This is a genomic window from Anthropogastromicrobium aceti, assembly GCF_020687335.1.
In the GTDB taxonomy this organism is placed as follows: Bacteria; Bacillota; Clostridia; order Lachnospirales; family Lachnospiraceae; genus Anthropogastromicrobium; species Anthropogastromicrobium aceti.
This window is the reverse complement of sequence record NZ_JAJEQN010000002.1, coordinates 59,171-81,739: the sequence shown is the minus strand read 5'-3', so window position 1 is coordinate 81,739 and position 22,569 is coordinate 59,171. Positions and strand designations below refer to the sequence as shown.

Below are 22,569 nucleotides of genomic sequence, written 5' to 3'. Positions count from 1 at the left end.
CCTTATAGCGAAATCGGACGCTGTACGCGATATTTGTGGAGAAGAGAGGAAAATTCATGAGTAAAATAAAAGTAGCAGCAATTCAGATGAAATGCAGCACAAATTCCAAAGAGAGTCTTTCGCATGCAGAAGAAATGGTTAGAGAAGCCGCAGCAAACGGCGCCAATGTCATTCTTTTGCCAGAGCTGTTTGAACGCGAATATTTCTGTCAGCAGCGCCGCTACGATTTCTATCAGTATGCTAAGACAGTAGAAGAAAATAAGGCAGTTCAGATGGGCAAGCGCCTTGCAAAAGAGCTTCAGGTTGTTCTTCCAATCAGTTTTTATGAGAAGGATGTCAACAATCTGTATAATTCCGTAGCATGTATAGACGCAGACGGAACACTGCTTGGCGTATATCGAAAAACGCACATCCCGGATGATCATTATTATCAGGAAAAATTTTATTTCACACCAGGCGATACAGGCTTCAAGGCATTTAAAACACGCTATGGAACAATCGGAATTGGCATCTGCTGGGATCAGTGGTTTCCAGAGACAGCACGCAGCATGGCACTTTTAGGTGCAGAAATTTTGCTCTACCCGACAGCCATCGGCTCCGAGCCAATCCTAGAGTGCGACAGCATGCCGCACTGGAGACGCGTCATGCAGGGTCATGCGGCAGCAAATCTGATGCCAGTCATAGCAGCAAACCGAATTGGAACAGAAACAGTAGAGCCATGCGAAGGAAATGGTGGCCAGACATCTGCATTGAATTTTTATGGTTCATCATTCATTGCAGACGAAACAGGAGAGCTTATAAGCGAAGCATCACGCGATCAGGAAGAAATTCTTTATAGCGAATTTGATTTGGCAGAGCTAGCACAAAAGCGCCTCGAGTGGGGACTATTCCGCGACAGAAGACCAGAGATGTATGGAATTATCGCGGGGAAGAAGTGATATTATAGTTCACTGATAAGCCAATATTTACACCGAATGGCTTTCGTAATATAGATGCGTGAACTGTAGGTATCGCAAAACTTTCACAAAATAAATTATGAATTTTATTGACAGATAGAATAATAAGTGTTATAGTACATGTAGAGCAGAACAACAATATCGTTCTGCCATTTGGAAACAGTTAAGCACGAAGCTCTTTATTTGGAGCGTTTCATAAAAAAGGAGTGAGAACTGTGATGAAAAGAGATTACTATGAAGTATTAGGCGTCAGCCGCAGTGCAGACGCATCTGCAATAAAGAAAGCATATAGAAAATTAGCCAAGAAGTATCATCCAGACAGTAATGTAGGAGATGCATCAGCGGCAGAGCATTTTAAAGAGGTAAATGAGGCTTACGATGTACTCGGTGACGAGAAGAAGCGTAAGCTTTATGACCAGTATGGCCATGCCGCATTTGAGGAAGGCTTTGGTCAGGGTGCAAATGGTTACTCAGGTAGCTATTCCGGTGGAGCAGGCGGCTTTGGTGGTTTTGGTGGATTTAAGAATGCCGGCCAAAACGGCGGTTATCAGGAGTATCATTTTAATGGAAATGAAGCCGACATGGATGATATATTAAAAAATTTGTTCGGCGGCGGTCATTTTAAGGGTGGTTTTGGCGGTACTGGAAGTTCAGGCAGAAGAAGCTATTCGTATAGTGGCTTTGGTTCTGGTTTTGGTCAGGGCGCAGATGGCTACAGTAGTTATTCAGACTTTGGATCCGATTATGGTTCAGGCTTTGGAACTGGTGCAGATGAAGCAAATTCCCTTGATGTCAAAGCAGAAGTTACAGTTAGCTTTGATGAAGCAGCCTTTGGTGCAAACAAGAGAGTTCGTCTGCAGGGTTCTGATGGAAAGGTTCAGACACTTGAAATCAAGATTCCAGCAGGTATAGATACAGGAAAGACAATTCGTCTTAAAGGAAAAGGCAATGTCGGAAGAAACGGCCGTACAGGTGATCTGTTACTTAAAGTAACTGTACAGGATAAGCTAGGATTTCGTCGTGAAGGAATGGATGTATACACGACAGTGCAGATTCCATTTACAACAGCTGTATTTGGCGGCGAGGCTCGCATTCAGACTATTCACGGTGATGTCATCTGCAAGATAAAACCAGGTACTCAGTCAGGCAGCAAGATCCGTTTAAGAGGCAAAGGTATTGTATCAATGAAGGATTCCAAAGTCTTCGGCGATCAGTATGCGGTTGTCGAGATCCAGGTACCAACGACACTTACACCACAGGCAGCAAGAAAGCTGCGTGAATTTGAAGCAGAGTGCGCAAAGACATCAGGCACGTCAAACGGAACACATGCAGCATAATTGCCTGCAAAAGATTTTTTAAAATTGATTGATAGAAAAAAAGACTCTCATCATCCGAAAGGAATGGTGGGAGTTTTTTATTGCGCTGTGGGAATCCTTTCGGTATAATGGATTTGCAAAAAAACAAGGGGGACTATTTTATGTCAATGCAAATTGTGTTTGAGCAGATTCTTATAATCTTTGGCTATGTAATCGTCGGCTACGTGGCTGGAAAGAAGAATCTGATCACAAAAGAGCAGCAGCGCTATCTTTCAAAACTTGTTTCATCACTCATTCTTCCATTTACAGTGCTGTCAGCAAGTAGCATGGAGGCAAGTGGACAAGATATAGTAAATGTTGCCATTGCCGTGGCGCTTCTTTTTTCCTGTATGGCACTTACATCAGCTGGGTGTATGCTGTATGCAAAAATAAAACAGGTGCCAGAAAAAAAGCGTGCAGCCTACACGGGACTGTGTACATATCCTAATTGCACCTTTATTGGAATGCCTCTATGTATTGCGTTAATGGGAGATTGGGGAACACTTTACGGTGCAGCAGGAATTATTGCATTTAATTTGTTATTTTTCACACTTCAGATTTCTCTTTTTACAAGACAGAAATTTCATCCAAAGATTTTCTTAACACCGCTTAATATAAGTACACTTGCACTCATTTTGATGTTGATTTTTCATGTGCATTTTCCAAGACCGCTTCAGACAGTTTGCTCCAATATCGGAGGAATCACAACACCTATGGCGCTGATCATCGTCGGCGTTATGCTTGCGGATGGAAATCTTATTCAGATTGTGACAGAAAAAAGAGCGTATGTGATCTCATTAATCAGAAATTTGATTTGCCCGCTTATAATGTTAGTAGTGATGGCACTTCTTCCGTTAGATCCGAATTTAAGAATGGCAGTGTTGATTTATGTGGCGTGTCCGGTAGCAAATCTGACAAGCGTATATGCGATTCAGCATGATATGGAACCAGCTCTTTGTGCGAGGGCAACGCTTCTATCTACGATTTTATTTGCTGCAACAATCCCATTTATCATCTGGCTTGGACAGCTTGTATATGGCGTTTAAACACAATGTTAATTTTTTAACAAAAAAGCCTAAAAACTGGCAAAAAGATGTGCCCAATTGGTAAAAAAAGCAATTGACTTTTAGTGAAAATTCTGGAATAATATAGATAGATTGGGATGCTTTTTGGTTTGCCCCAAAGACACCAATTATATACAGATATTTAAGAAAAGAGAGGTTAATGTAAAATGGCAAAAGTGGATTTAAGCCAGTATGGTATTACTGGAACTACAGAAGTTGTATACAATCCTTCTTATGAAGATCTGTTTGCAGAGGAGACAAAGCCGGAACTGGAAGGCTATGAGAAGGGACAGGTTACCGAGCTGGGTGCTGTTAATGTCATGACTGGTATCTACACCGGACGTTCTCCTAAGGATAAGTTCATCGTTATGGATGAGAACTCTAAGGACACAGTATGGTGGACCTCTGACGAGTATAAGAACGATAATCATCCGGCAAGCGAAGAAGCATGGGCAGCAGTAAAGAAGATCGCTCAGGAAGAGCTTTCTAACAAGAAGCTGTATGTTGTAGATGCATTCTGTGGTGCAAACAAGGACACCAGAATGGCAGTTCGTTTCATCGTAGAGGTTGCTTGGCAGGCTCACTTTGTAACTAACATGTTTATCCGCCCAACAGCTGAGGAACTGGAGAACTTCAAGCCAGATTTCGTTGTTTACAACGCATCTAAGGCTAAGGTTGAGAACTACAAGGAATTAGGTCTGAACTCTGAGACTGCAGTAGTATTCAACATCACCAGCCATGAGCAGGTTATCATCAATACTTGGTACGGCGGCGAGATGAAGAAGGGTATGTTCTCTATGATGAACTACTTCCTTCCATTAAAGGGTATGGCTTCCATGCACTGCTCCGCTAACACCGATATGAACGGTGAGAACACCGCTATCTTCTTTGGTCTGTCTGGAACAGGTAAGACCACTCTGTCTACTGATCCGAAGCGTCTTCTGATTGGTGATGACGAGCACGGCTGGGATGACAACGGCGTATTCAACTTCGAGGGTGGATGCTATGCAAAGGTTATCAACCTTGATAAGGATTCTGAGCCGGATATCTACAATGCAATCAAGAGAAACGCTCTTCTTGAGAACGTTACTGTTGATGAGAATGGCAAGATCGATTTCACAGATAAGAGCGTAACCGAGAATACTCGTGTATCTTATCCGATCGAGCACATCGAGAAGATCGTTCGTCCGATCTCTGCTGCTCCGGCTGCAAAGAACGTAATCTTCCTGTCTGCAGATGCTTTCGGCGTACTGCCGCCAGTATCTATTCTGACTCCAGAGCAGACTAAGTACTACTTCCTGTCTGGTTTCACAGCTAAGTTAGCAGGTACCGAGCGTGGTATCACTGAGCCGACTCCAACCTTCTCCGCTTGCTTCGGACAGGCATTCCTTGAGCTGCATCCGACCAAGTATGCAGAAGAGCTGGTTAAGAAGATGGAGAAGAGCGGTGCAAAGGCATATCTGGTAAATACCGGATGGAATGGTACTGGAAAGCGTATCTCCATTAAGGATACTCGTGGTATCATCGATGCAATCCTGGATGGTTCCATCACAACTGCACCTACCAAGAAGATCCCGATGTTCAACTTCGAGGTTCCGACTGAGCTTCCAGGTGTAGATCCGAAGATCCTTGATCCTCGCGATACCTACGCTGATGCTTCTGAGTGGGAGGCAAAGGCAAAGGATCTTGCTAGCCGTTTCGTAAAGAACTTCAAGAAATATGAGGGCAACGAGGCAGGTAAGGCTTTAGTAGCTGCAGGTCCGAAGGCTGAGTAATTCAAGCAAATTTAATATGCATGTTAATTAGGCAACTGATTGACTAAGTGAGAGCGGGTCATGCGAAAGCATGGCCCGTTTTTTTCGAAGGAGAAAATGGGATAGAGTATTTTGAGAGGCAGTAGAAGAAAAAGGAGGTAAAACATGGCTAGCACATACGAAAACTATTTAGAAACACCAAAGAGTCTGACATTTGATCAGATGAGAGATCTGCATCAGAAATTACTTAAGGAAATCGAAAATGATCCAGTTGGTCAGGAATTGTATGATGAATTGATAGGAGAAGCAACAACATATGCTGAAATCCGTGCAAAATGGCTGAGCTTAGATCGCAGCCAGAAGATGGAGCAGGACTCTTTTCGCACAGCCTGCCACAACAGTGTCATCACTCATTTTAATATGATGGCGCGCTATTTAAAGACGCAGGGAAAAAATACTGAGTGGAGAGATGCACTAGGATATGAAGAAGACGATAAATATTATAGAAAAACGATAGGTGATTTTGGTTGTTATATTGTCTTCATCAATAGTCTTTGTGCGAGATAACTTATAGGGAGGCATGCACATGCATGCCTCCCTATAATTTCCTACTTCCTATTTCTACCCAAATGTGTTATACTATACCCTGTATAGCTTTGTAAAAAACTCAGGACAAATTCCTGACAAACTTTTTACGAACCTGACACAAAAATCTCCCACATCTCGTAGGTGTGGATTGAAACAACGTTGCCTGCATGACAGGCAGGGGAGAGATGGATATGGAGGAAAAAAATAAGCCGGGTGAAACGGTACCGGAGCCGGGTGAATCTGAGAGAATATCGGCAGAGAGAAAAGCTGCTTTGCAGGATATAGACAGAAAGCGCGAGGAGAAGGAAAAGCTTCGTCAGACGCAAAAGCAGGAGGCTGTGAAAGTACATGGAAGCTTAAGTGCGTATATGAACTGGCCGCTGCTTGTATGTATTTCGCTTTTGATTCTAAGCATCATTATCACTATGATTGACTGGATGGCTGGTGTGGCGGCAAGCGCCTGCTCAATTGTTCTGATCATAGGTCTTATGGCGCTTTCAATCTATTATCACCGCAGAATTAACAGTGACATGGTTGGCTTTGGCGCAGGTTATGCCCAGATTCAAAAGCAGCTGCTACAGGAAATGGAATTTCCATATGGTGTGGCAGATGAGATTGGCCGTCTAATATGGATGAATCAGTCATTTCAGCGAATTGTTCAGCTAAATAACAATGCACATAAAAACTTGGGTACGCTGTTTCCGGGAATCGACAGACAGTTTCCAAAGAATCAAAGAACATCACAGGTCCATTCGGAGTATCTGGGAAGAAAATATCAGATCACGATTAAGGCTGTGTCGATTCGTGATATTGTGGAGACGGTTGTTGATGAAGAGGATCAGGGAAAAAAGGCACCAATGATGTATGCAGTGTATTTGTCAGACGAGACACAGATGCTTGAGTGGAAGCAGAAGGTTGAGGATGAAAAGCTTGTTGCGGCGCTGATTTATCTTGATAACTATGATGAAGTCCTAGACTCCATAGAGGAGACGAGACGACCTTTGCTGATAGCGCTGATTGACCGTCAGATTACAAAGTATATCAGTGCCTATCATGGTGTTATTAAAAAGCTAGAGAATGATAAATATTTTGCCATCGTCAGCAACGAGCATTTAAAAGAGATGCAGGCAAATGATTTTTCACTTCTTGAGGATGTGAAGACGATCAGTATCGGAAACACGATAAATGTTACGATCAGTATCGGACTTGGCATAAACGGCGGAACGTATTCGAAAAATTATGACTACGCGCGCATGGCAATTGACATGGCACTTGGACGCGGCGGTGATCAGGTTGTTCTTAAAAATCAGGATGAGATCACCTATTATGGCGGTCGTACACAGAGCCAGGGCAAGAATACGCGTGTTAAGGCGCGTGTCAAGGCACAGGCGTTAAAGGAGCTTATAGAGGCATCTTCTGATGTGCTGATCATGGGTCATTCAATCAGCGATGCAGATTGTATTGGTGCTTCAGTTGGTATTTATCGCGCAGCCAGAACATCTGGTAAGGATGTTCATATTGTGCTGAATACTATTGCAAACAGCATAAAACCTCTTCTAAATCGTCTTGCCGAGGATGAAGAATATGGAAAGAAGCTGTTTATTGATAATGAGACTGCAATTCAGAGGATAACAGAAGGAACACTTCTGATTGTGGTGGATAATAACAGACCAAGCCGAACAGAGTGTCCGCAGCTTTTGCAGTTAGCACAGCATGTGGTAGTGCTTGACCATCATCGTCAGTCGCGTGACTGTATTGAGGGTGCAGTGCTTAGCTATGTGGAGCCTTATGCATCATCTGCCAGTGAGATGGTGGCAGAGATATTGCAGTATTATTCAGATTCAATCAAGATTCGTCCGACTGATGCAGATGCAATGTATTCTGGAATTGTTGTAGATACAAATAATTTCATGAATAATACAGGTGTCAGAACGTTTGAGGCGGCGGCTTTCTTACGTCGAAATGGTGCCGACATTACAAAAGTGCGAAAGCTCTTTCGTGATGATATGGAGGATTACAAGGCAAAGGCAGAGGCCGTGCGTGAGGTGGAGATGTTCCATGAGCGCTATGCAATCAGTGTATGTCCAAGTGACATGACTGGAAATCCGACAGTTATTGCAGCGCAGGCAGCAAATGAGCTTTTGGGTATTCGCGGCATTCGTGCATCATTTGTGATGACAGAATATGAAAATCAGATTTATATTAGTGCCCGTTCTATTGATGAGGTAAATGTACAGACCATAATGGAAAAGCTTGGCGGAGGCGGTCATATGAACGTCGCAGGTGCCCAGCTTCGCAATGTCACACTTGGAGAGGCCAGAAGTATGTTGAAGGATGTGCTTATGGCTCAGGAAGAAAAAGGTGACGAAGTGAAGGGCTGATATAGATATTAGAATTGGAGGAGAAAAAAATGGAAATAATTTTATTACAGGATGTAAAATCACTTGGAAAAAAGGGTGAGCGCGTAAAGATTAACGATGGTTATGCAAGAAATTTTGTGCTTCCAAAGAAGCTTGGAATTGAAGCAACAGCAAAGAATTTAAATGATCTGAAGCTACAGAAGGCAAATGAGGATAGAATTGCAGCACAGAAGTTAGAGGAAGCAAAGCAGTTGGCAGCAAAGATTGAGGAAAAGTCAGTTGTACTGAATGTTAAGACAGGTGAGGGCGGCAAGCTGTTCGGCTCTGTATCCACAAAGGAAATCGCTGCTGCATGCGAGAAGCAGTTAGGTCTTGAGATTGATAAGAAGAAGATGGTTCTGCCAGAGCCTATTAAGGCATGTGGAACTACGATTGTTCCGGTTAAGCTTCACAGAGAAGTAACTGCAAAGCTGACCGTTAAAGTTCAGGAAGCATAAAAAACATGGAAGAGGCATTAATAAAACGAGTACTCCCGCACAACACGGAGGCCGAACAGTTAGTAATCGGCTGTATGCTCATGGACAAGGAAGCCATATCGGCAGCCAGTGAGATTATCCATTCGGATGATTTTTACGGACGGCAGTACGGTGCCATGTTTGAGGCTATAATGGAGCTTTACAATGAGGGAAAGCCAACAGATCTAGTAGCCGTTCAAGAGCAGCTAAAGACCAAGGATGTGCCGCCGGAAAGCTACAGCATTGCTGCATTCCGTGAGCTGCTTAATATGGTGCCGACTTCCGTTAATATTCGCTATTATGCCAATCTGGTGTATGAGAAGGCATTGCTTCGCCGCCTGATCCGTATCAATGAAGAGATTGCAAATGATTGCTACATGGAAAAAGAAGACGTAAATACCATCTTGGAATCTACGGAAAAGCGTATTTTTGGTCTTCTGGAAACAAGAGCAACAAGTGACTATGTGCCGATACGTGATGTAGTTATAAATGTTGTAAATAAGATTGAGATTGCATCGCGAAATCACAGCATGGTAACTGGCCTTTCTACTGGATATACTGATTTGGATCGTCAGACCTCGGGTATGCAGCCGTCAGATCTTATTTTGATTGCGGCTCGTCCGTCCATGGGAAAGACGGCATTTGTACTAAATTTAGCACACAATATGACCATAAAAGACAAGAAGACAGTTGCAATTTTTTCTCTTGAGATGTCAAAGGAGCAGTTAGTAAACCGTCTGTTGGCCATGGAGTCGCGTGTGGATTCTCAGACACTTCGTACAGGAAATCTTTCCGACAGTGATTGGGATCAGGTTGTTGAGAGTTCTGGTATCATTGCAAACACAAAGCTTTTGCTTGATGATACGCCAGGTATAACGGTGGCAGAGCTTCGTTCTAAATGCCGTAAGTTTAAGCTTGAGCATGGTCTTGATTGTGTCATGATCGACTATCTTCAGCTTATGAGCGGAAGCGGAGCAAGAAAGGGAGACAGCAGACAGCAGGAAATCTCAGATATTTCACGTTCTCTAAAGGCACTTGCAAGAGAGCTAAATGTACCAGTCATCGCACTGTCACAGCTTTCACGTGCCTGTGAGTCAAGAACGGATCATCGTCCTATGCTTTCTGACCTTCGTGAGTCAGGAGCAATTGAGCAGGATGCAGATATTGTAATGTTTTTATACCGAGATGAATATTATAATAAGGATTCGCCGTCAAAGGGAATCACAGAGGTTATCATAGCCAAGCAGCGTAACGGCCCTATTGGAACTGTTGAGCTTGTCTGGATGGGAGATTTGTGTCGCTTTGGAAACAAAGAGTATACATCACAGTGATATTCTGGGATTTAAGATGGCAATAGAAAAGATCAGTGAAAATGGAGTTTACTTCCATTGTCACTGATCTTTTTTGCGAATGGGGTTCTGAATAATTACCTTTTTTTAACTATTAGATATGTTCTTAATAAAATGAAAGTCGCACTGCTAAGAGCTGCTGATTGGAAAAATCATAGTTTACAATGTTGCAGCCGGCAGCGTGCATGTTAATGAAGGATTGGATCCAGTCATTATATGATGCAGCAGCATCAGCGTAGTCAGATGCATTTTCAAAACGAATCATTACAAGACCTTCACCGCCGCCTTCCCAGATGCTTTCTGCCTGCGCGACAAAGAGTGCTCTTGCACGGTCAAGTGCGGTACCAGAAGCAGGGTCACTTGACGAAGGGTCATCAGCATAAATCCATAGACCGGCCTGAACATGAAAATTAAAGTCCCAGCGCACAGTGGAAGGGTAGCCTCGTCTTTGGTAAAAATCATCTGCCGGGTATGGATCAGATGAGATAGCTGATTCTGGAATATTAAAATATGCGTAACATAAAGGCTGCTGAATGCCGTCATTTTCATTGTCATCATAAGTCGGATCGACATTGTAGTCATAGTCTCCGATGTGGGCGATGACCCAGGCATGTGTATTTCCTGTTATAACAGAGCTTTTGATGCCGAGACTTCGAAGTCCCCAGACGAGCGCCTTGGCGCGGCCGTCACATTTAGCCTGCCCATCAATCAGAGCACCATAGGCACTCTGGCAATTGTCTGTCTGAGTAGAATATACACAGTTTTCAATGATATAATTGTAAATAGTAAGCTCAGCCTGATAAGCACTTTGTCCCGACAGTGTTGTCTGCCAGCTTTGAATAAGTGTATTAACAGCTGCTGTCTGCGCATCAAAAGTTTCCTTTGATATTGTGTACTCAGGTGATACAGATACAACAAGACCAAGCAGATTTGAATGTTCAACCCATCGTGATGACAGCTGCATCAGCTCAGGACATTCATTTGTCAGAAGATGCATCAAATCGCTGACATTATCAGAACTGACGGCAACAGGGAGTGAAATAGTGCTCTGAAAACCTTGTATGCCAGTGTAAAGAGCCTGAAAGTTTGCTGCTTCATCATCTGCAAGAGAAGGCAGGTAGTAGCTATAATCTGCATAAAGTGGGGCACAAGAGATCGTTTCTGTAACAGATGATACAGGTGCAGATGAATCTGCTGCTGAAGAGAAAAGATCAACCTCGCTTCTTTTACCTAAGACATCGTCAAGAAGCTCATGGTAGGTGCTAAGACCTGCATGAAAGTAGTAGAGCGGTGTCTGGGCAGGGACACATCCACAGACTGCCATAGAAGACAGCATAAAAATAAAGCTAAGTGATAAAAAATGAAATAAGCGTTTCATAAAAACCTCTCAGTGTCAATATAAGACAAAATGTAAGACATTTTTTGCATCAGTTATTATATCACAAAAGAAATTAGAAGCAAGTGGAAGAAAGCACAAAAAAAGAAGATCTTTACGACCTTCTTTAGATAAGAGCGCGAGACGGGATTCGAACCCGCGACCCTCGCCTTGGCAAGGCGATACTCCACCACTGAGCCACTCGCGCATATATGATACAGAATCGCTTCTGTAAAGCGGGTGATGGGAATCGAACCCACGTATCTAGCTTGGAAGGCTAGTGTTCTACCATTGAACTACACCCGCGCAGTGCCCAAAGCTGGAATCGAACCAGCGACACGAGGATTTTCAGTCCTCTGCTCTACCAACTGAGCTATCTGGGCATCTCATCAACATCGAAGTTTTTGTTTCGTTTGTTTCTTACTCGCTGTCGACGATAGTTATTCTACAACAAGACAAGAGAAAAGTCAAGCACTTTTTCAAAAAAAACTTAACTTTTTTTTGAAGGCGTGTTTTTTGCTCCAATTCATACAATTTGAATTCAGCAGCGAAAGCGGATTGCGAATGTCTGCTTTACATTTAATGGTTTGTCTTGCGGTTGATGAACTTTGTTCGATACTTTGAATATACAATTGTTTGATCGGCATAAAGACCATAATAACCAGACATTGCATAGCTTACTGCAATTGCTAAAATCATGTAGTGGGCAGAGTCAAAGCCAAATAATTCAAAAGCAATCAAAATAGATGTAATAGGGCAATTAGTGACACCGCAGAAAACAGCAACCATGCCCATTGCAGCACAAAGGGATGGGGCAAATCCAGCAAGGCTTCCAAAGAAACATCCAAAGGATGCACCTACGCAGAAGGAAGGAACAATTTCGCCTCCCTTAAAGCCGCCGCCAAGTGTGACTGCTGTAAAGAGCATTTTAATAAGAAAGGCTGCTGGGAATATAGTTTCTTCTTGAATAGACTGCTCAATCAGATTGCTTCCGGAACCAAGATAGCTTTTGCCGTCTGGCAGAAGAAATGCAAATATGATAACAATCAGTGCAGAGACAGTTGCGCGTAGGTAAACATTTTTTATGTATGTTTTTAAAAGACCTCCAACTTTGTGAAGGATAATACATAAAAGTATGCTGACAGCGGCACATAAGATTCCAAGAAGAACTGTTTTTGCAGCACCGTCAATGGAAAACGAAGGAATACTTACAATTGTAAATTTTTCGGCATGAACACCAAACGTAGAAGCAAGGTGAGCACCAATCAGCGCAGACATTACACAAGGGACTAATGCGGAATAATACATGATACCGACACTGACCATTTCCATTGAAAAGACAGCAGCAGCCATCGGTGTACCAAACAGAGCAGCAAAAGCAGCACTCATGCCGCACATGATTAGAACATGGCGATCTTCATCATCAAGATGAACTATTTTACCGAGAAGATTTCCAAGGCTGCCGCCGATCTGAAGTGCAGCACCCTCGCGTCCGGCAGATCCGCCGCACAGCTGTGTCAGAATCGTAGAGATAAAAATAAGAGGTGCAACACGCGCTGGTGTCTCTTCATTTGCATGAATTGAGGCAATAACAAAATTTGTACCGCGGTCATTTGACTGTCCGCAAAAATGATAAAGAGCAGTGATTGCCAGACCAGCAACAGGAAGCAGAAATAAAAGCCAGCTGTATGCAGCGCGAAGCTGTATAGCTTTTCCAAGCAAAGTAGCAAATAGTGTTGATACGCCGCCGATCAGAAGACCTGACAAAAGTGAAAATCCAGTCCATTTAAGAAGAACCAGAAGATTCTGGCCGATGTTGGTCAGATAGCATTTGCGGGCAAATTCCCGCAGCTTAGGGGAAAACATAGGCATGACCTCCAAAGAAACTGTTTATAGGAAGCAGCAAAGATGCTGTACCGTTCCAATCCTAGCAGAAACAGCAGGGAAAGTCAACGAAACAAAAAGATCATGTTCCATTTTGCCTGTACTGAGCCGGTGTCATTTTAGCTCTTTTTTTAAAAGTGATGCAAAAGGCACTTTCACTTGAAAAGCCACATGAAAAGCAGATATCCTTGACAGACATGGTAGTGTTGCGAAGCAAGTAACGTGCATTACTTAGCCTCGTATTTATGACATACTCATGTGGAGTAAAGCCAGTCTCTCGTTTGAATACACGAATAAAGTGATAAGAGCTTAATCCGGCAGCTGATGCGAGCACTTTGTCTGGCAGATCTTCTTTAAAATGTTCATTGATATAGGAAATGACAGTCTCAATCATATCTGTGCTGTCATTTTTTTTATCGGCAGTACTGTAGAGCAGAAAGCTTGTCAAAATATCATTAATATATTTAGAAAGAAGAGCTTCCTTAATCGAAGAACGACAAAAACTGTCAATGATAGCTTCAAGCTTGTTTGTGGTTGGCGCAGGATTTCCAATAGAAAATACAGTGCCAAGATGTGAGACGATAGATTCAAAAAAGTTTTTGGCAAGAGGTCCGTCAAAATGGCACCAGAGACATTCGCTTCCTGTTTTTGTGCCATAGCTGTGCGGTTCATAGCAATTAATTAAAATAAATTCATCAGCTTTTGCATTAAAACTTTCGTTTTTTGTTTGTACATACATGCTTCCTTTTTTAACATAAACAAGAAGAAAGCTGTCAAAAGAAGCGCGGTGCAGATGATAGCCTGGTGCATAGAAAAAATGACCGCATATAAGCGGATAAAAAAACATGCTTCGTCCCAAGAGACTTGGCGAGTAGACATAATATGTTGATTCAGGTTCAATAAAGGGTTCGTGCGATTTCATAAAAATCTCCTTTTTTTATACTTACAGTTCATGGATAAGCCAATATTGCGGCAAATAGTTTTGCATGGCTCTGAATAATTACATTTTAACTTAGAATGCAGGAAAAAACAACAGAGCAATATTTTAAAACACAACCGCAACGAAAGATAATGTATTTCAAGCAAAACAGTAGTATAGTAAAAGCAAATATTGAAAGTAAATAAAACAATATTGAAAATGATAGAAAGATTCAAGTAAATAAATAATAACAGAAAATAATAGCGAAACAGGAGGCAATTATGCAAAAGGCAAGTGTATGGGCAGAAAAAGTCATGATTCCTACATATGAGATTGGAGAGGCGGAGAAGAATCCGATTTTTCTGGAAAAACGTGTGTATCAGGGAAGCTGCGGAAAGGTATACCCGTATCCGACGATTGAAAAAATAAGTGATGAGAAGAAGGATAAGGAATATACGGCAGTATGGCTAGAAAATGAGTACATTAGGGTTATGGTTCTTCCAGAGCTTGGCGGACGAATCCAGAGGGCATATGATAAAACAAATGATTATGACTTTGTTTACTATAACCAGGTGATCAAGCCGGCACTTGTTGGTTTGACGGGACCGTGGATTTCAGGAGGTATTGAATTTAACTGGCCGCAGCATCATCGTCCGACAACATTTCTTCCAGTTGATTATGAAATTCAGGAAAATGAGGATGGAAGCGTTTCTGTTTTATGTCATGACGTGGATCAGATGTATGGAACAAAGGGACTTATGAGAATTAGCGTATACCCGGGAAAAGCTTATATTGAAATCAAGGGACAGCTGTATAACCGCACATCACTTCCGCAGACATTTCTTTGGTGGGCAAATCCAGCAGTTCCTGTTAATGACAACACACAGTCCATTTTCCCGCCGGATGTTCACGCTGTTATGGATCATGGAAAGAGAGATGTTTCTCGTTTTCCAATTGCGACGGGTGTTTATTATAAGAAGGATTACAGCGAAGGCGTAGATATTTCACGTTACAAGAATATTCCAGTCCCGACTTCTTACATGGCAGAAAAGTCAAAGTATGATTTTGTCGGAGGATATGACTATGGAAAACATGCTGGTATTTTGCATGTGGCAGACCATCATGTTTCACCAGGAAAGAAGCAGTGGACCTGGGGCTGCGGTGATTTTGGAAAGGCATGGGATCGCAACCTGACTGATGAGGATGGCCCATATGTAGAGCTGATGACAGGTATGTTTACAGATAATCAGCCTGACTTTACATGGTTAAAGCCGTTTGAGGAGAAAACATTCACACAGTATTTTATGCCATACAAGGAAGTTGGACAGGTAAAGAACGCGTCAAAGGAAGCTGCTGTTTCACTTTCGGAAGCAATTGATACAGCAACTGGAAAGAAGACTGCAAAGATTATTGTCTATGCAACAGCTGTATATGAAAAAGCAAGAATTATTCTGACAGGAAAGGACGGTGTGCTGTGTGATGAGAGCGCAATGATTTCTCCTGTTGACATTTTTGAAAAGAGTGTAGTACTGCCAGATGATACGCAGGAAGAAGATCTGAAAGTTGAAGTTCTTGCAGATGGCAGAAGCTTAATTGCATACCAGCCAGAGAAGGAAGAAATTCCAAAGCTTCCAGATCCGGCAAAGGCAGCAGATGAGCCATCAAAGATTATGACAAATGAGGAACTGTATTTAACAGGACAGCATATTGAACAGTATCGTCATGCAACATGGAGACCAGATCCTTATTACTTAGAGGGATTAAAGCGTGATCCAGATGATATTCGCATTAACAATGCATATGGTATGCTCTTGATGAGAAGAGGCTTATTTGAGGAGGCAGAACCTTATTTTAGAACAGCGATTAAACGTCTGACCTGGAAGAATCCTAATCCATACAACAGTGAAGCATATTATCTGTTGGGACTTGATTTGTGTTACCTTGGAAGAGAAGATGAGGCTTATGATGCTTTTTATAAGGCAGCATGGAGCAATGAACAGCAGGAAATGTCCTTCTATTATATGGCAGCGCTTGCAGCAAAGAAAGGTCAATTTGAAACTGCACTTGAGCACATTGATCGCTCACTTGTTAAAAATGTGCATAACATTAAGGCGAGAGGATTACGTGCATGGCTTCTTGCAAAGCTTGGAAAAGAAAAGGCTGCAGCTCGTATGATCGAGGACAATTTAGAGCTTGATCCATTTGATTTTGTATCTGGTTTTGAGGCAATAAAGGCAGAGAATGATTCAGAAAAGAAGCAGAAAATGCTTGACGACTTGAATGGACTGATGCGTAATTTCCAGGAAAATTATTTGATGACAGCAAGAGATTTTGCACAGTGGGGTGCATATGAGGATGCCGTTTTAGTTTTAAAGCAGTGCACAAAGAAATACCCGATGCTGTATTATTATGCGGCTTATTATGAAGAAAAAATGGGTGAAGATGAGGCAGCAAAGAAGTCACTTGAGAAGGCAGAAGGATGTGTTTCAGATTATTGCTTCCCGAATAAGCTTGATGATATTGCCGTACTTACATTTGCAATTGAAAATGGCTGCAAAAAGAAGGCACCTTATTACTTGGGCAATCTTTTCTATGATAAATTGCAGTGGAAGAAATCTGTTGAATTGTGGGAAATGTCAGAGAAGGCAGATGACACATTTTCAATTGTTCATAGAAACCTTGCGCTGGCTTATTACAACAAGATGGGTGATTCTAAGGCAGCTAAGCGTGAGCTAGAGAAAGCATTTTCATTAAACCGCAAGGATGCCCGTATTTTCCTTGAATTAGATCAGCTGTACAAAAAGCTTGGATATAGCTTCAAAGAACGTTTAGCAAAATATGATGAAGATCCATCTCTTGCAGAGAGCCGCGATGATTTGTATATTGAATATATTACTCTTATGAATATGTGCGGAGAGTATGAACGTGCTTATCGCTGCATTATGGGGCGCCGTTTCCATCCGTGGGAGGGCGGCGAAGGAAAGATTACAACGCAGTATACTATTTCCTTACTCGAGATGGCAAAACAGTGCTTGGCATCAGAAAAATATGAACAGGCAGAGAAGTTGCTTAAAAAAGCACTTGTATATCCAGAAAATCTTGGAGAAGGCAAGCTAGAGGGAACAAAGGATAATCATCTGTTTTATCATCTTGGACTTGCGCTTGAAGCACAGGGAAAGCATGATGAGGCAAAAACATGCTTTGAGACTGCTACGATTGGAACAGATGAACCGGCAGGTGCTATGTACTACAACGATCAGCCAGCCGATATGATTCTCTATCAGGGACTTGCATTTGAGAAATTAGGCAAAACAAGAGAGGCAAAATCACGTTTTTATCGCCTGATTGATTATGGTGAGCAGCATTTAAATGATGAGGGCAAGATTGAATATTTTGCTGTATCACTTCCTGATTTTTTGATTTTTGATGAGGATTATACAAAGAAAAATCGTGCACACTGCTGTTATCTGATGGCACTTGGAAATATTGGCTTACAGAACCGCGAAAAGGCAGCAGAGTTTTTAAAGGAGGCGCTTGAAATAGAGCCGTCTCATATGATGGCAACATTATATCAGAAACAATAAATGTTAAACAAAAAGCGAGGAAAATCATGAGACTAGTAGATTTAACAACAAAACCCTGGCAGCTTATGCTGCCGGGAGAGAATGAAGCTTCTCTAAATAAAATGGTATATCTGCCAGGAACACTTGATGAGTTTGGAGTCGGTCATGAAGACCGGCTCGATAACTCATGTCATCCGGATGAGACAACTGCGCAGAGTTTTGATGATGATGTAATAGCAACACGATTTACAAGAAAGCATACGTATGAAGGTCCGGCATATTTTGAGCAGGAAATTACGATTGCGCCAGCAGAAAAATGCCGCACTTTCTTTGAGATTGAGCGTGCCAGATGTGTGCGTGTTTATTTAGACGGTGAGGAAATTTCATCATACGAGGAACAGACAATAAGCACACCGCATGTATTTGAACTTACTGGTCATGAAGGCATTCATAGACTTCGCGTTGAGTCAGATAATAGTTATCCGGGTCTGCCGCACGATGCGATTGTCTATTCATCGGCAGCAACAGATGAGACACAGACAAATTGGAACGGACTTCTTGGTTATATTCGTCTTCGTGAGGAAAGTAAGTCATTTTTATCGCAGGTGCGCGTATATCCTAAGGATGGAGGAAAGCTTTGCGCAGAGATAGATCTTGATACATATGATGAACCATTTGAAGGCGTGCTTATTTTAAAAAGCAGTGCACTTGCGCAGGACTATGAGCAAAAAATTAGAGTAACGACTTCAAATTCCAGAAAAACAATTGTGGCAGAGGATTTACTTATTTCATCATCAGCAGCAAACTGGGATGAATATGATGGAAAGTTATATGAACTAACAGCTGCACTATATAAAAATGATTTACAGTCATCTGAAAGTGAAAAAGCAGATGAAAAGACAGTTAGCTTCGGCATTCGTACATTTGGTGATGACGGATATGGTCATCTGTCATTAAACGGTAGAAGAATTTTCCTTAGGAGTGAGGCAAACTGTGCAGAGTTTCCAGAGACGGGCTATATTCCAATGGAAAAGGAAGCGTGGAAGAATATTTTACAGACATATAAGGATTATGGCATCAATATGGTGCGTTTTCATTCTCATTGTCCGCCGGAGGCAGCATTTTTTGCAGCTGATGAGATGGGCATTCTGATGCAGCCAGAGCTTTCACACTGGGATCCAAAGCATGCATTTGAATTTGATGAAAGTTTCTCATATTATCAAAAGGAACTGCGCCAAATTATCAAAGCACTTGCCAATCATCCATCCTTTGTCATGCTTACATTTGGAAATGAGCTTCATTGCGGAGCGCTTGGCACAAGCAGAATGCACAAGATGCTGCAGGATGCAAAAAAACAGGATCCGACAAGACTTTATGCTAATGCGTCAAATGCACATTATGGAAATGAAGGATGCGATGAGGAAAGTGATTTCTATGCATCACAAAGTTTCTATAATTACAGAATAAGAGGAACGCTTGCAGGAAATCCAGAGACACCGGAGGAAGCAGCTAAAGTTGATGCTTACGAAAAGGCAAATGGAAAGCTGGCAAAGGTTAACATTAAGGGCTATATCAATAATCAGTATCCAAATGCGAAGACAAATTTTGATGAAACCTTAAGAAAGATTCGAGAGCAGTATAAAAAGCCAGTGTTTAGCTTTGAAGTTGGTCAGTTTGAAGTTCTACCTGATTTTGATGAGCTTGCACATTTTAAGGGGATTTCTGATCCAGCAAATTATAGACGTATTCAGCGTATGGTTCGCGAAAAGGGATTAGAGCCTGTTTGGAAGAAGTACGTTGAGGCAACTGGAGAACTCTCAAGGCTTTGTTACCGAGAGGAGATCGAAGCTGCGATGCGTACAAAAGATCTGTCTGGTATTTCACTTCTTGGACTGCAGGATTTTCCGGGACAGGGAACTGCTCTTGTGGGAATGCTTGATTCACATTTAGAGCCAAAGCCATTTGATTTTGCAAAACCAGAAAATTTTAGAGCTTTCTTTAAAGAACAGCTTGTATTAGTTGGTATTGAAAAGTATACTTATGAAGAAGGTGAGACATTTTGTGCAGATGTGCAGGTAGCCAATTATGGAAAGATAGACTGTGCTGGAGATCTGGAGTGGACATTGTGGGCATATATGCCTAATGAAGAATTAAATAATGTGAGAAAGGTCGCTTTAAAGAGTGGTCATATGAGCGCTGTTTCATGCCCAAAGGGAACACTTAGCAAAGCAGGAACATTAAAGATTGAACTGAATAATAAAATTACAGCACCAGTTCGCTGTGATCTTACTGTTAAGATTGCAGATGCAGTTAATTCATATCCGATTTGGATTTATAAGAATGAAATGCCCAAATGCCCAGAAAGCGTTTATGAGACAACTAAGTTGGATTTGCAGGCAAAGAAGGTGCTTGATAACGGCGGTATAGTGTATTATTCGCCAAAGTCAGAGGAAAGCTCCTTCCATAATTCAATTCGTGCTCAATTCTCAACAGATTTCTGGTCTGTTGGAACGTTTGGAAGACAGGAAGGTGCGATGGGACAATTGATTCAAAAAGATCATCCATTGTTTAAGGAGTTTCCAACAGAGAGCCATACAAATTGGCAGTGGTGGCCGATGGCAAATCAAAGAGCTGTCATACTGCCAGATGCAGTAAAACAGCCATTTGATGCTATTATTACAGAAATGGACAGCTATGCATTTTTAAGACCAATGGCGCAGCTGTTTGAGTGCCGCGTCGGAAATGGAAAACTTCTCTATTCCACACTAGGACTTCAGGATTTGCAGCAGTATCCAGAAGGAAAAGCGCTTCTTAGATCAATTTACAAGTATCTGGATTCCGAGGCATTTGCACCAAAGCAGAGCATAGAGTGGGAGACGTTAGTAAGTATCTGACATTAAACCAGTTGAATTTCGAAAGGAGTGCATATGAGACGAATATTAGTTAAGTCATTAAATGAAGCTTTTGATTTTGTGATGGATCATTATTATCCGGCAGGATGTGAGGAGGACGCAAAAAGAAAAGATACATATGCAGTCATTTCGATTCAGGATACTCACACAGGTGGTTTTGGTGTTACCTTTGCAGAAAATAAATTTTGTAAAGGCGTTCTTACTTTATATTTTGATGATGTGGTGAAGGAAACAGAAGGGGCTGTATTGTTTGATGAAAATATGGCAGATTCTGTTATCGCATTTATTCGCAGTCATATGGATGTAGATACTCTGTTAATTCACTGTTATGCCGGACAGTCAAGATCGCGTGCAATAGGAGCATTTGCAAAAAAAATGATGGGCAAGAGCAATCAAACATATTTTTCGGCAGATAAGCTCTGGGCAGGCACACCAAATGAGCATGTTTATAATATGTTAGAAGATGCCTGGTTTAGAGATATGCTTGGATGAATCCTACAGATAATACTAGAATTTTCCATTTATATATGGTATTATAGGGACAGTTGCAAAAAAATGACATTATATGGAGGGCAAAACAGTGAGTGATTATACATTAAATACAAAATGTGTGCAGGCAGGCTATACGCCGGGAAATGGAGAACCGCGTCAGATTCCGATTATTCAGTCTACGACATTTAAGTATGATACGAGTGAGGACATGGGCAAGTTATTTGATTTGGAAGCATCCGGTTATTTTTACAGCCGTCTGCAGAATCCGACAAATGACTATGTTGCAGCAAAGATTGCAGAACTTGAAGGCGGTACAGCAGCGATGCTGACTTCATCAGGACAGGCAGCAAACTTTTTTGCTCTGTTTAATATTTGTGAGTGCGGCAGTCATATCGTAGCTTCTTCATCTATTTATGGCGGAACATATAACTTGATTGCTGTAACACTGGCAAAGATGGGTATTCGTGCTACTTTTGTTTCCCCTGACTGCACAGAGGAAGAATTAAATGCAGCATTTACAGAAGATACCAGAGCTGTATTTGGTGAGACTATCGCAAATCCGGCACTGACAGTTCTTGATATTGAAAAGTTTGCAAAGGCCGCTCATGCACATGGCGTTCCGTTAATTGTGGATAACACATTCCCGACTCCGGTAAACTGTCGTCCAATCGAGTGGGGTGCAGACATCGTAACACATTCCACAACAAAATATATGGATGGACATGGTGCAGCACTTGGCGGTGCAATTGTAGATGGCGGTCATTTTGACTGGATGGCTCATGCAGAGAAATTCCCAGGCCTGTGTACACCTGATGAATCTTATCATGGAGTTACATATGCAGAGAAATTTGGCATGGGTGGTGCTTTTATCACAAAGTGTACATCTCAGCTGATGCGTGACCTTGGATGTATCCAGTCTCCACAGAATGCGTTTATCTTAAATCTTGGTCTGGAGTCACTTCATGTAAGAATGCCGCGTCACGTTGAAAATGGACAGGCCGTAGCAGAGTTTTTACAGGCACAGCCGCAGGTTGCTTATGTAAATTATCCTGGACTGCCTACAGACAAGTACTATGAGCGCGCAAAGAAGTATCTTCCAAACGGAGGATGCGGTGTTGTTTCATTTGAGTTAAAGGGTGGCCGTGCAGCAGCAGAGACATTTATGAAGCACTTAAAGCTTGCAGCAATCGAGACACACGTTGCAGATGCGCGTACCTGCTGCTTAAACCCAGCAACATCCACACATCGCCAGATGAATGACGAGCAGTTAGCAGCAGCTGGTGTTCCGGCAGGACTGGTTCGTATTTCTTGTGGACTTGAAGATAAGAAAGATCTGATTGCAGATCTGGCACAGGCATTGGCAGCAATTGAATAAGCAATAAAAATAGTGGGGCAGCGCAATTTTTTATAACAAGATGGCAAGGCATAACAATGATTTTTTCTCAAAGGTATGATAATGTAACACTATCATAAAGAAAGATAA

General features: G+C 42.0%; 15 protein-coding genes and 3 tRNA genes. 12 read left to right on the top strand and 6 right to left on the bottom strand.

Annotation, left to right across the window (positions count from 1 at the left end):
- Positions 1–56 precede the first annotated feature (56 nt).
- The 8 genes from aguB to dnaB all read left to right on the top strand — a co-directional run bounded on the left by aguB (position 57) and on the right by dnaB (position 9,923).
- Complete coding sequence (aguB, locus tag LKD48_RS01050; RefSeq protein ID WP_308730895.1) at positions 57–938, top strand: N-carbamoylputrescine amidase; 882 nt, start codon at positions 57–59, stop codon at positions 936–938.
- 233 nt (positions 939–1,171) lie between these two features.
- Positions 1,172–2,293 (top strand): DnaJ C-terminal domain-containing protein, encoded by a 1,122-nt coding sequence (locus LKD48_RS01045; RefSeq protein ID WP_331466766.1) that lies wholly within the window; start codon positions 1,172–1,174, stop codon positions 2,291–2,293.
- A gap of 140 nt (positions 2,294–2,433) precedes the next feature.
- Positions 2,434–3,357, top strand: a complete 924-nt coding sequence (locus tag LKD48_RS01040) for an AEC family transporter (protein ID WP_308730894.1) — start codon at positions 2,434–2,436, stop codon at positions 3,355–3,357.
- A 185-nt stretch (positions 3,358–3,542) separates the two neighbouring features.
- A complete protein-coding gene (gene pckA, locus LKD48_RS01035; RefSeq protein ID WP_308730893.1) occupies positions 3,543–5,150 on the top strand; it encodes a phosphoenolpyruvate carboxykinase (ATP) in 1,608 nt (535 codons plus the stop codon).
- 144 nt (positions 5,151–5,294) lie between these two features.
- Complete coding sequence (locus tag LKD48_RS01030; RefSeq protein WP_308730892.1) at positions 5,295–5,696, top strand: hypothetical protein; 402 nt, start codon at positions 5,295–5,297, stop codon at positions 5,694–5,696.
- A 389-nt stretch (positions 5,697–6,085) separates the two neighbouring features.
- Positions 6,086–8,098: a DHH family phosphoesterase gene (locus tag LKD48_RS01025; RefSeq protein WP_227100296.1), complete on the top strand. Its 2,013-nt coding sequence runs from the start codon at positions 6,086–6,088 to the stop codon at positions 8,096–8,098.
- 29 nt (positions 8,099–8,127) lie between these two features.
- Positions 8,128–8,574: a 50S ribosomal protein L9 gene (gene rplI / locus LKD48_RS01020; protein WP_308730891.1), complete on the top strand. Its 447-nt coding sequence runs from the start codon at positions 8,128–8,130 to the stop codon at positions 8,572–8,574.
- A gap of 5 nt (positions 8,575–8,579) precedes the next feature.
- Complete coding sequence (dnaB, locus tag LKD48_RS01015) at positions 8,580–9,923, top strand: replicative DNA helicase (RefSeq protein ID WP_227100285.1); 1,344 nt, start codon at positions 8,580–8,582, stop codon at positions 9,921–9,923.
- A 124-nt stretch (positions 9,924–10,047) separates the two neighbouring features.
- On the opposite strand, the gene LKD48_RS01010 is transcribed toward dnaB, so the two are convergent.
- From LKD48_RS01010 to LKD48_RS00985, 6 genes are all read right to left on the bottom strand, one after another.
- Positions 10,048–11,319 (bottom strand): transglutaminase domain-containing protein, encoded by a 1,272-nt coding sequence (locus LKD48_RS01010; RefSeq protein ID WP_308730890.1) that lies wholly within the window; start codon positions 11,317–11,319, stop codon positions 10,048–10,050.
- A gap of 133 nt (positions 11,320–11,452) precedes the next feature.
- Positions 11,453–11,524 (bottom strand) — tRNA-Gly (locus tag LKD48_RS01005).
- A gap of 27 nt (positions 11,525–11,551) precedes the next feature.
- Positions 11,552–11,622: transfer RNA gene (locus LKD48_RS01000), tRNA-Gly, on the bottom strand.
- A 4-nt stretch (positions 11,623–11,626) separates the two neighbouring features.
- Positions 11,627–11,699, bottom strand: a tRNA-Phe gene (locus tag LKD48_RS00995).
- Positions 11,700–11,895: 196 nt separating this feature from the next.
- Positions 11,896–13,182, bottom strand: a complete 1,287-nt coding sequence (locus tag LKD48_RS00990; protein ID WP_308730889.1) for a chloride channel protein — start codon at positions 13,180–13,182, stop codon at positions 11,896–11,898.
- 100 nt (positions 13,183–13,282) lie between these two features.
- Complete coding sequence (locus LKD48_RS00985; protein WP_118613729.1) at positions 13,283–14,122, bottom strand: helix-turn-helix domain-containing protein; 840 nt, start codon at positions 14,120–14,122, stop codon at positions 13,283–13,285.
- 278 nt (positions 14,123–14,400) lie between these two features.
- On the opposite strand from LKD48_RS00985, the gene LKD48_RS00980 reads away from it, so the two are divergent.
- The 4 genes from LKD48_RS00980 (at position 14,401) to LKD48_RS00965 (ending at position 22,461) form a co-directional block, all read left to right on the top strand.
- A complete protein-coding gene (locus LKD48_RS00980; protein ID WP_308730888.1) occupies positions 14,401–17,703 on the top strand; it encodes a DUF5107 domain-containing protein in 3,303 nt (1,100 codons plus the stop codon).
- 26 nt (positions 17,704–17,729) lie between these two features.
- Positions 17,730–20,576, top strand: a complete 2,847-nt coding sequence (locus LKD48_RS00975; protein WP_308730887.1) for a DUF8487 domain-containing protein — start codon at positions 17,730–17,732, stop codon at positions 20,574–20,576.
- 33 nt (positions 20,577–20,609) lie between these two features.
- Complete coding sequence (locus tag LKD48_RS00970; protein WP_066558009.1) at positions 20,610–21,086, top strand: hypothetical protein; 477 nt, start codon at positions 20,610–20,612, stop codon at positions 21,084–21,086.
- Positions 21,087–21,159: 73 nt separating this feature from the next.
- Entirely contained in the window at positions 21,160–22,461 is a 1,302-nt protein-coding gene (locus LKD48_RS00965; protein WP_408628567.1) for an O-acetylhomoserine aminocarboxypropyltransferase/cysteine synthase family protein, read from the top strand.
- Positions 22,462–22,569 lie beyond the last annotated feature (108 nt).

Coding starts and splice junctions, on each gene's coding strand:
- LKD48_RS00970 (WP_066558009.1), top strand. CDS start 20,610: ATGAGACGAATATTAGTTAAGTCATTAAATGAAGCTTTTGATTTTGTG.
- dnaB (WP_227100285.1), top strand. CDS start 8,580: ATGGAAGAGGCATTAATAAAACGAGTACTCCCGCACAACACGGAGGCC.
- LKD48_RS00980 (WP_308730888.1), top strand. CDS start 14,401: ATGCAAAAGGCAAGTGTATGGGCAGAAAAAGTCATGATTCCTACATAT.
- LKD48_RS00985 (WP_118613729.1), bottom strand. CDS start 14,122: ATGAAATCGCACGAACCCTTTATTGAACCTGAATCAACATATTATGTC.
- LKD48_RS01040 (WP_308730894.1), top strand. CDS start 2,434: ATGTCAATGCAAATTGTGTTTGAGCAGATTCTTATAATCTTTGGCTAT.
- rplI (WP_308730891.1), top strand. CDS start 8,128: ATGGAAATAATTTTATTACAGGATGTAAAATCACTTGGAAAAAAGGGT.
- LKD48_RS01025 (WP_227100296.1), top strand. CDS start 6,086: ATGAACTGGCCGCTGCTTGTATGTATTTCGCTTTTGATTCTAAGCATC.
- aguB (WP_308730895.1), top strand. CDS start 57: ATGAGTAAAATAAAAGTAGCAGCAATTCAGATGAAATGCAGCACAAAT.
- pckA (WP_308730893.1), top strand. CDS start 3,543: ATGGCAAAAGTGGATTTAAGCCAGTATGGTATTACTGGAACTACAGAA.
- LKD48_RS01030 (WP_308730892.1), top strand. CDS start 5,295: ATGGCTAGCACATACGAAAACTATTTAGAAACACCAAAGAGTCTGACA.
- LKD48_RS01010 (WP_308730890.1), bottom strand. CDS start 11,319: ATGAAACGCTTATTTCATTTTTTATCACTTAGCTTTATTTTTATGCTG.
- LKD48_RS00965 (WP_408628567.1), top strand. CDS start 21,160: ATGGAGGGCAAAACAGTGAGTGATTATACATTAAATACAAAATGTGTG.
- LKD48_RS00975 (WP_308730887.1), top strand. CDS start 17,730: ATGAGACTAGTAGATTTAACAACAAAACCCTGGCAGCTTATGCTGCCG.
- LKD48_RS00990 (WP_308730889.1), bottom strand. CDS start 13,182: ATGTTTTCCCCTAAGCTGCGGGAATTTGCCCGCAAATGCTATCTGACC.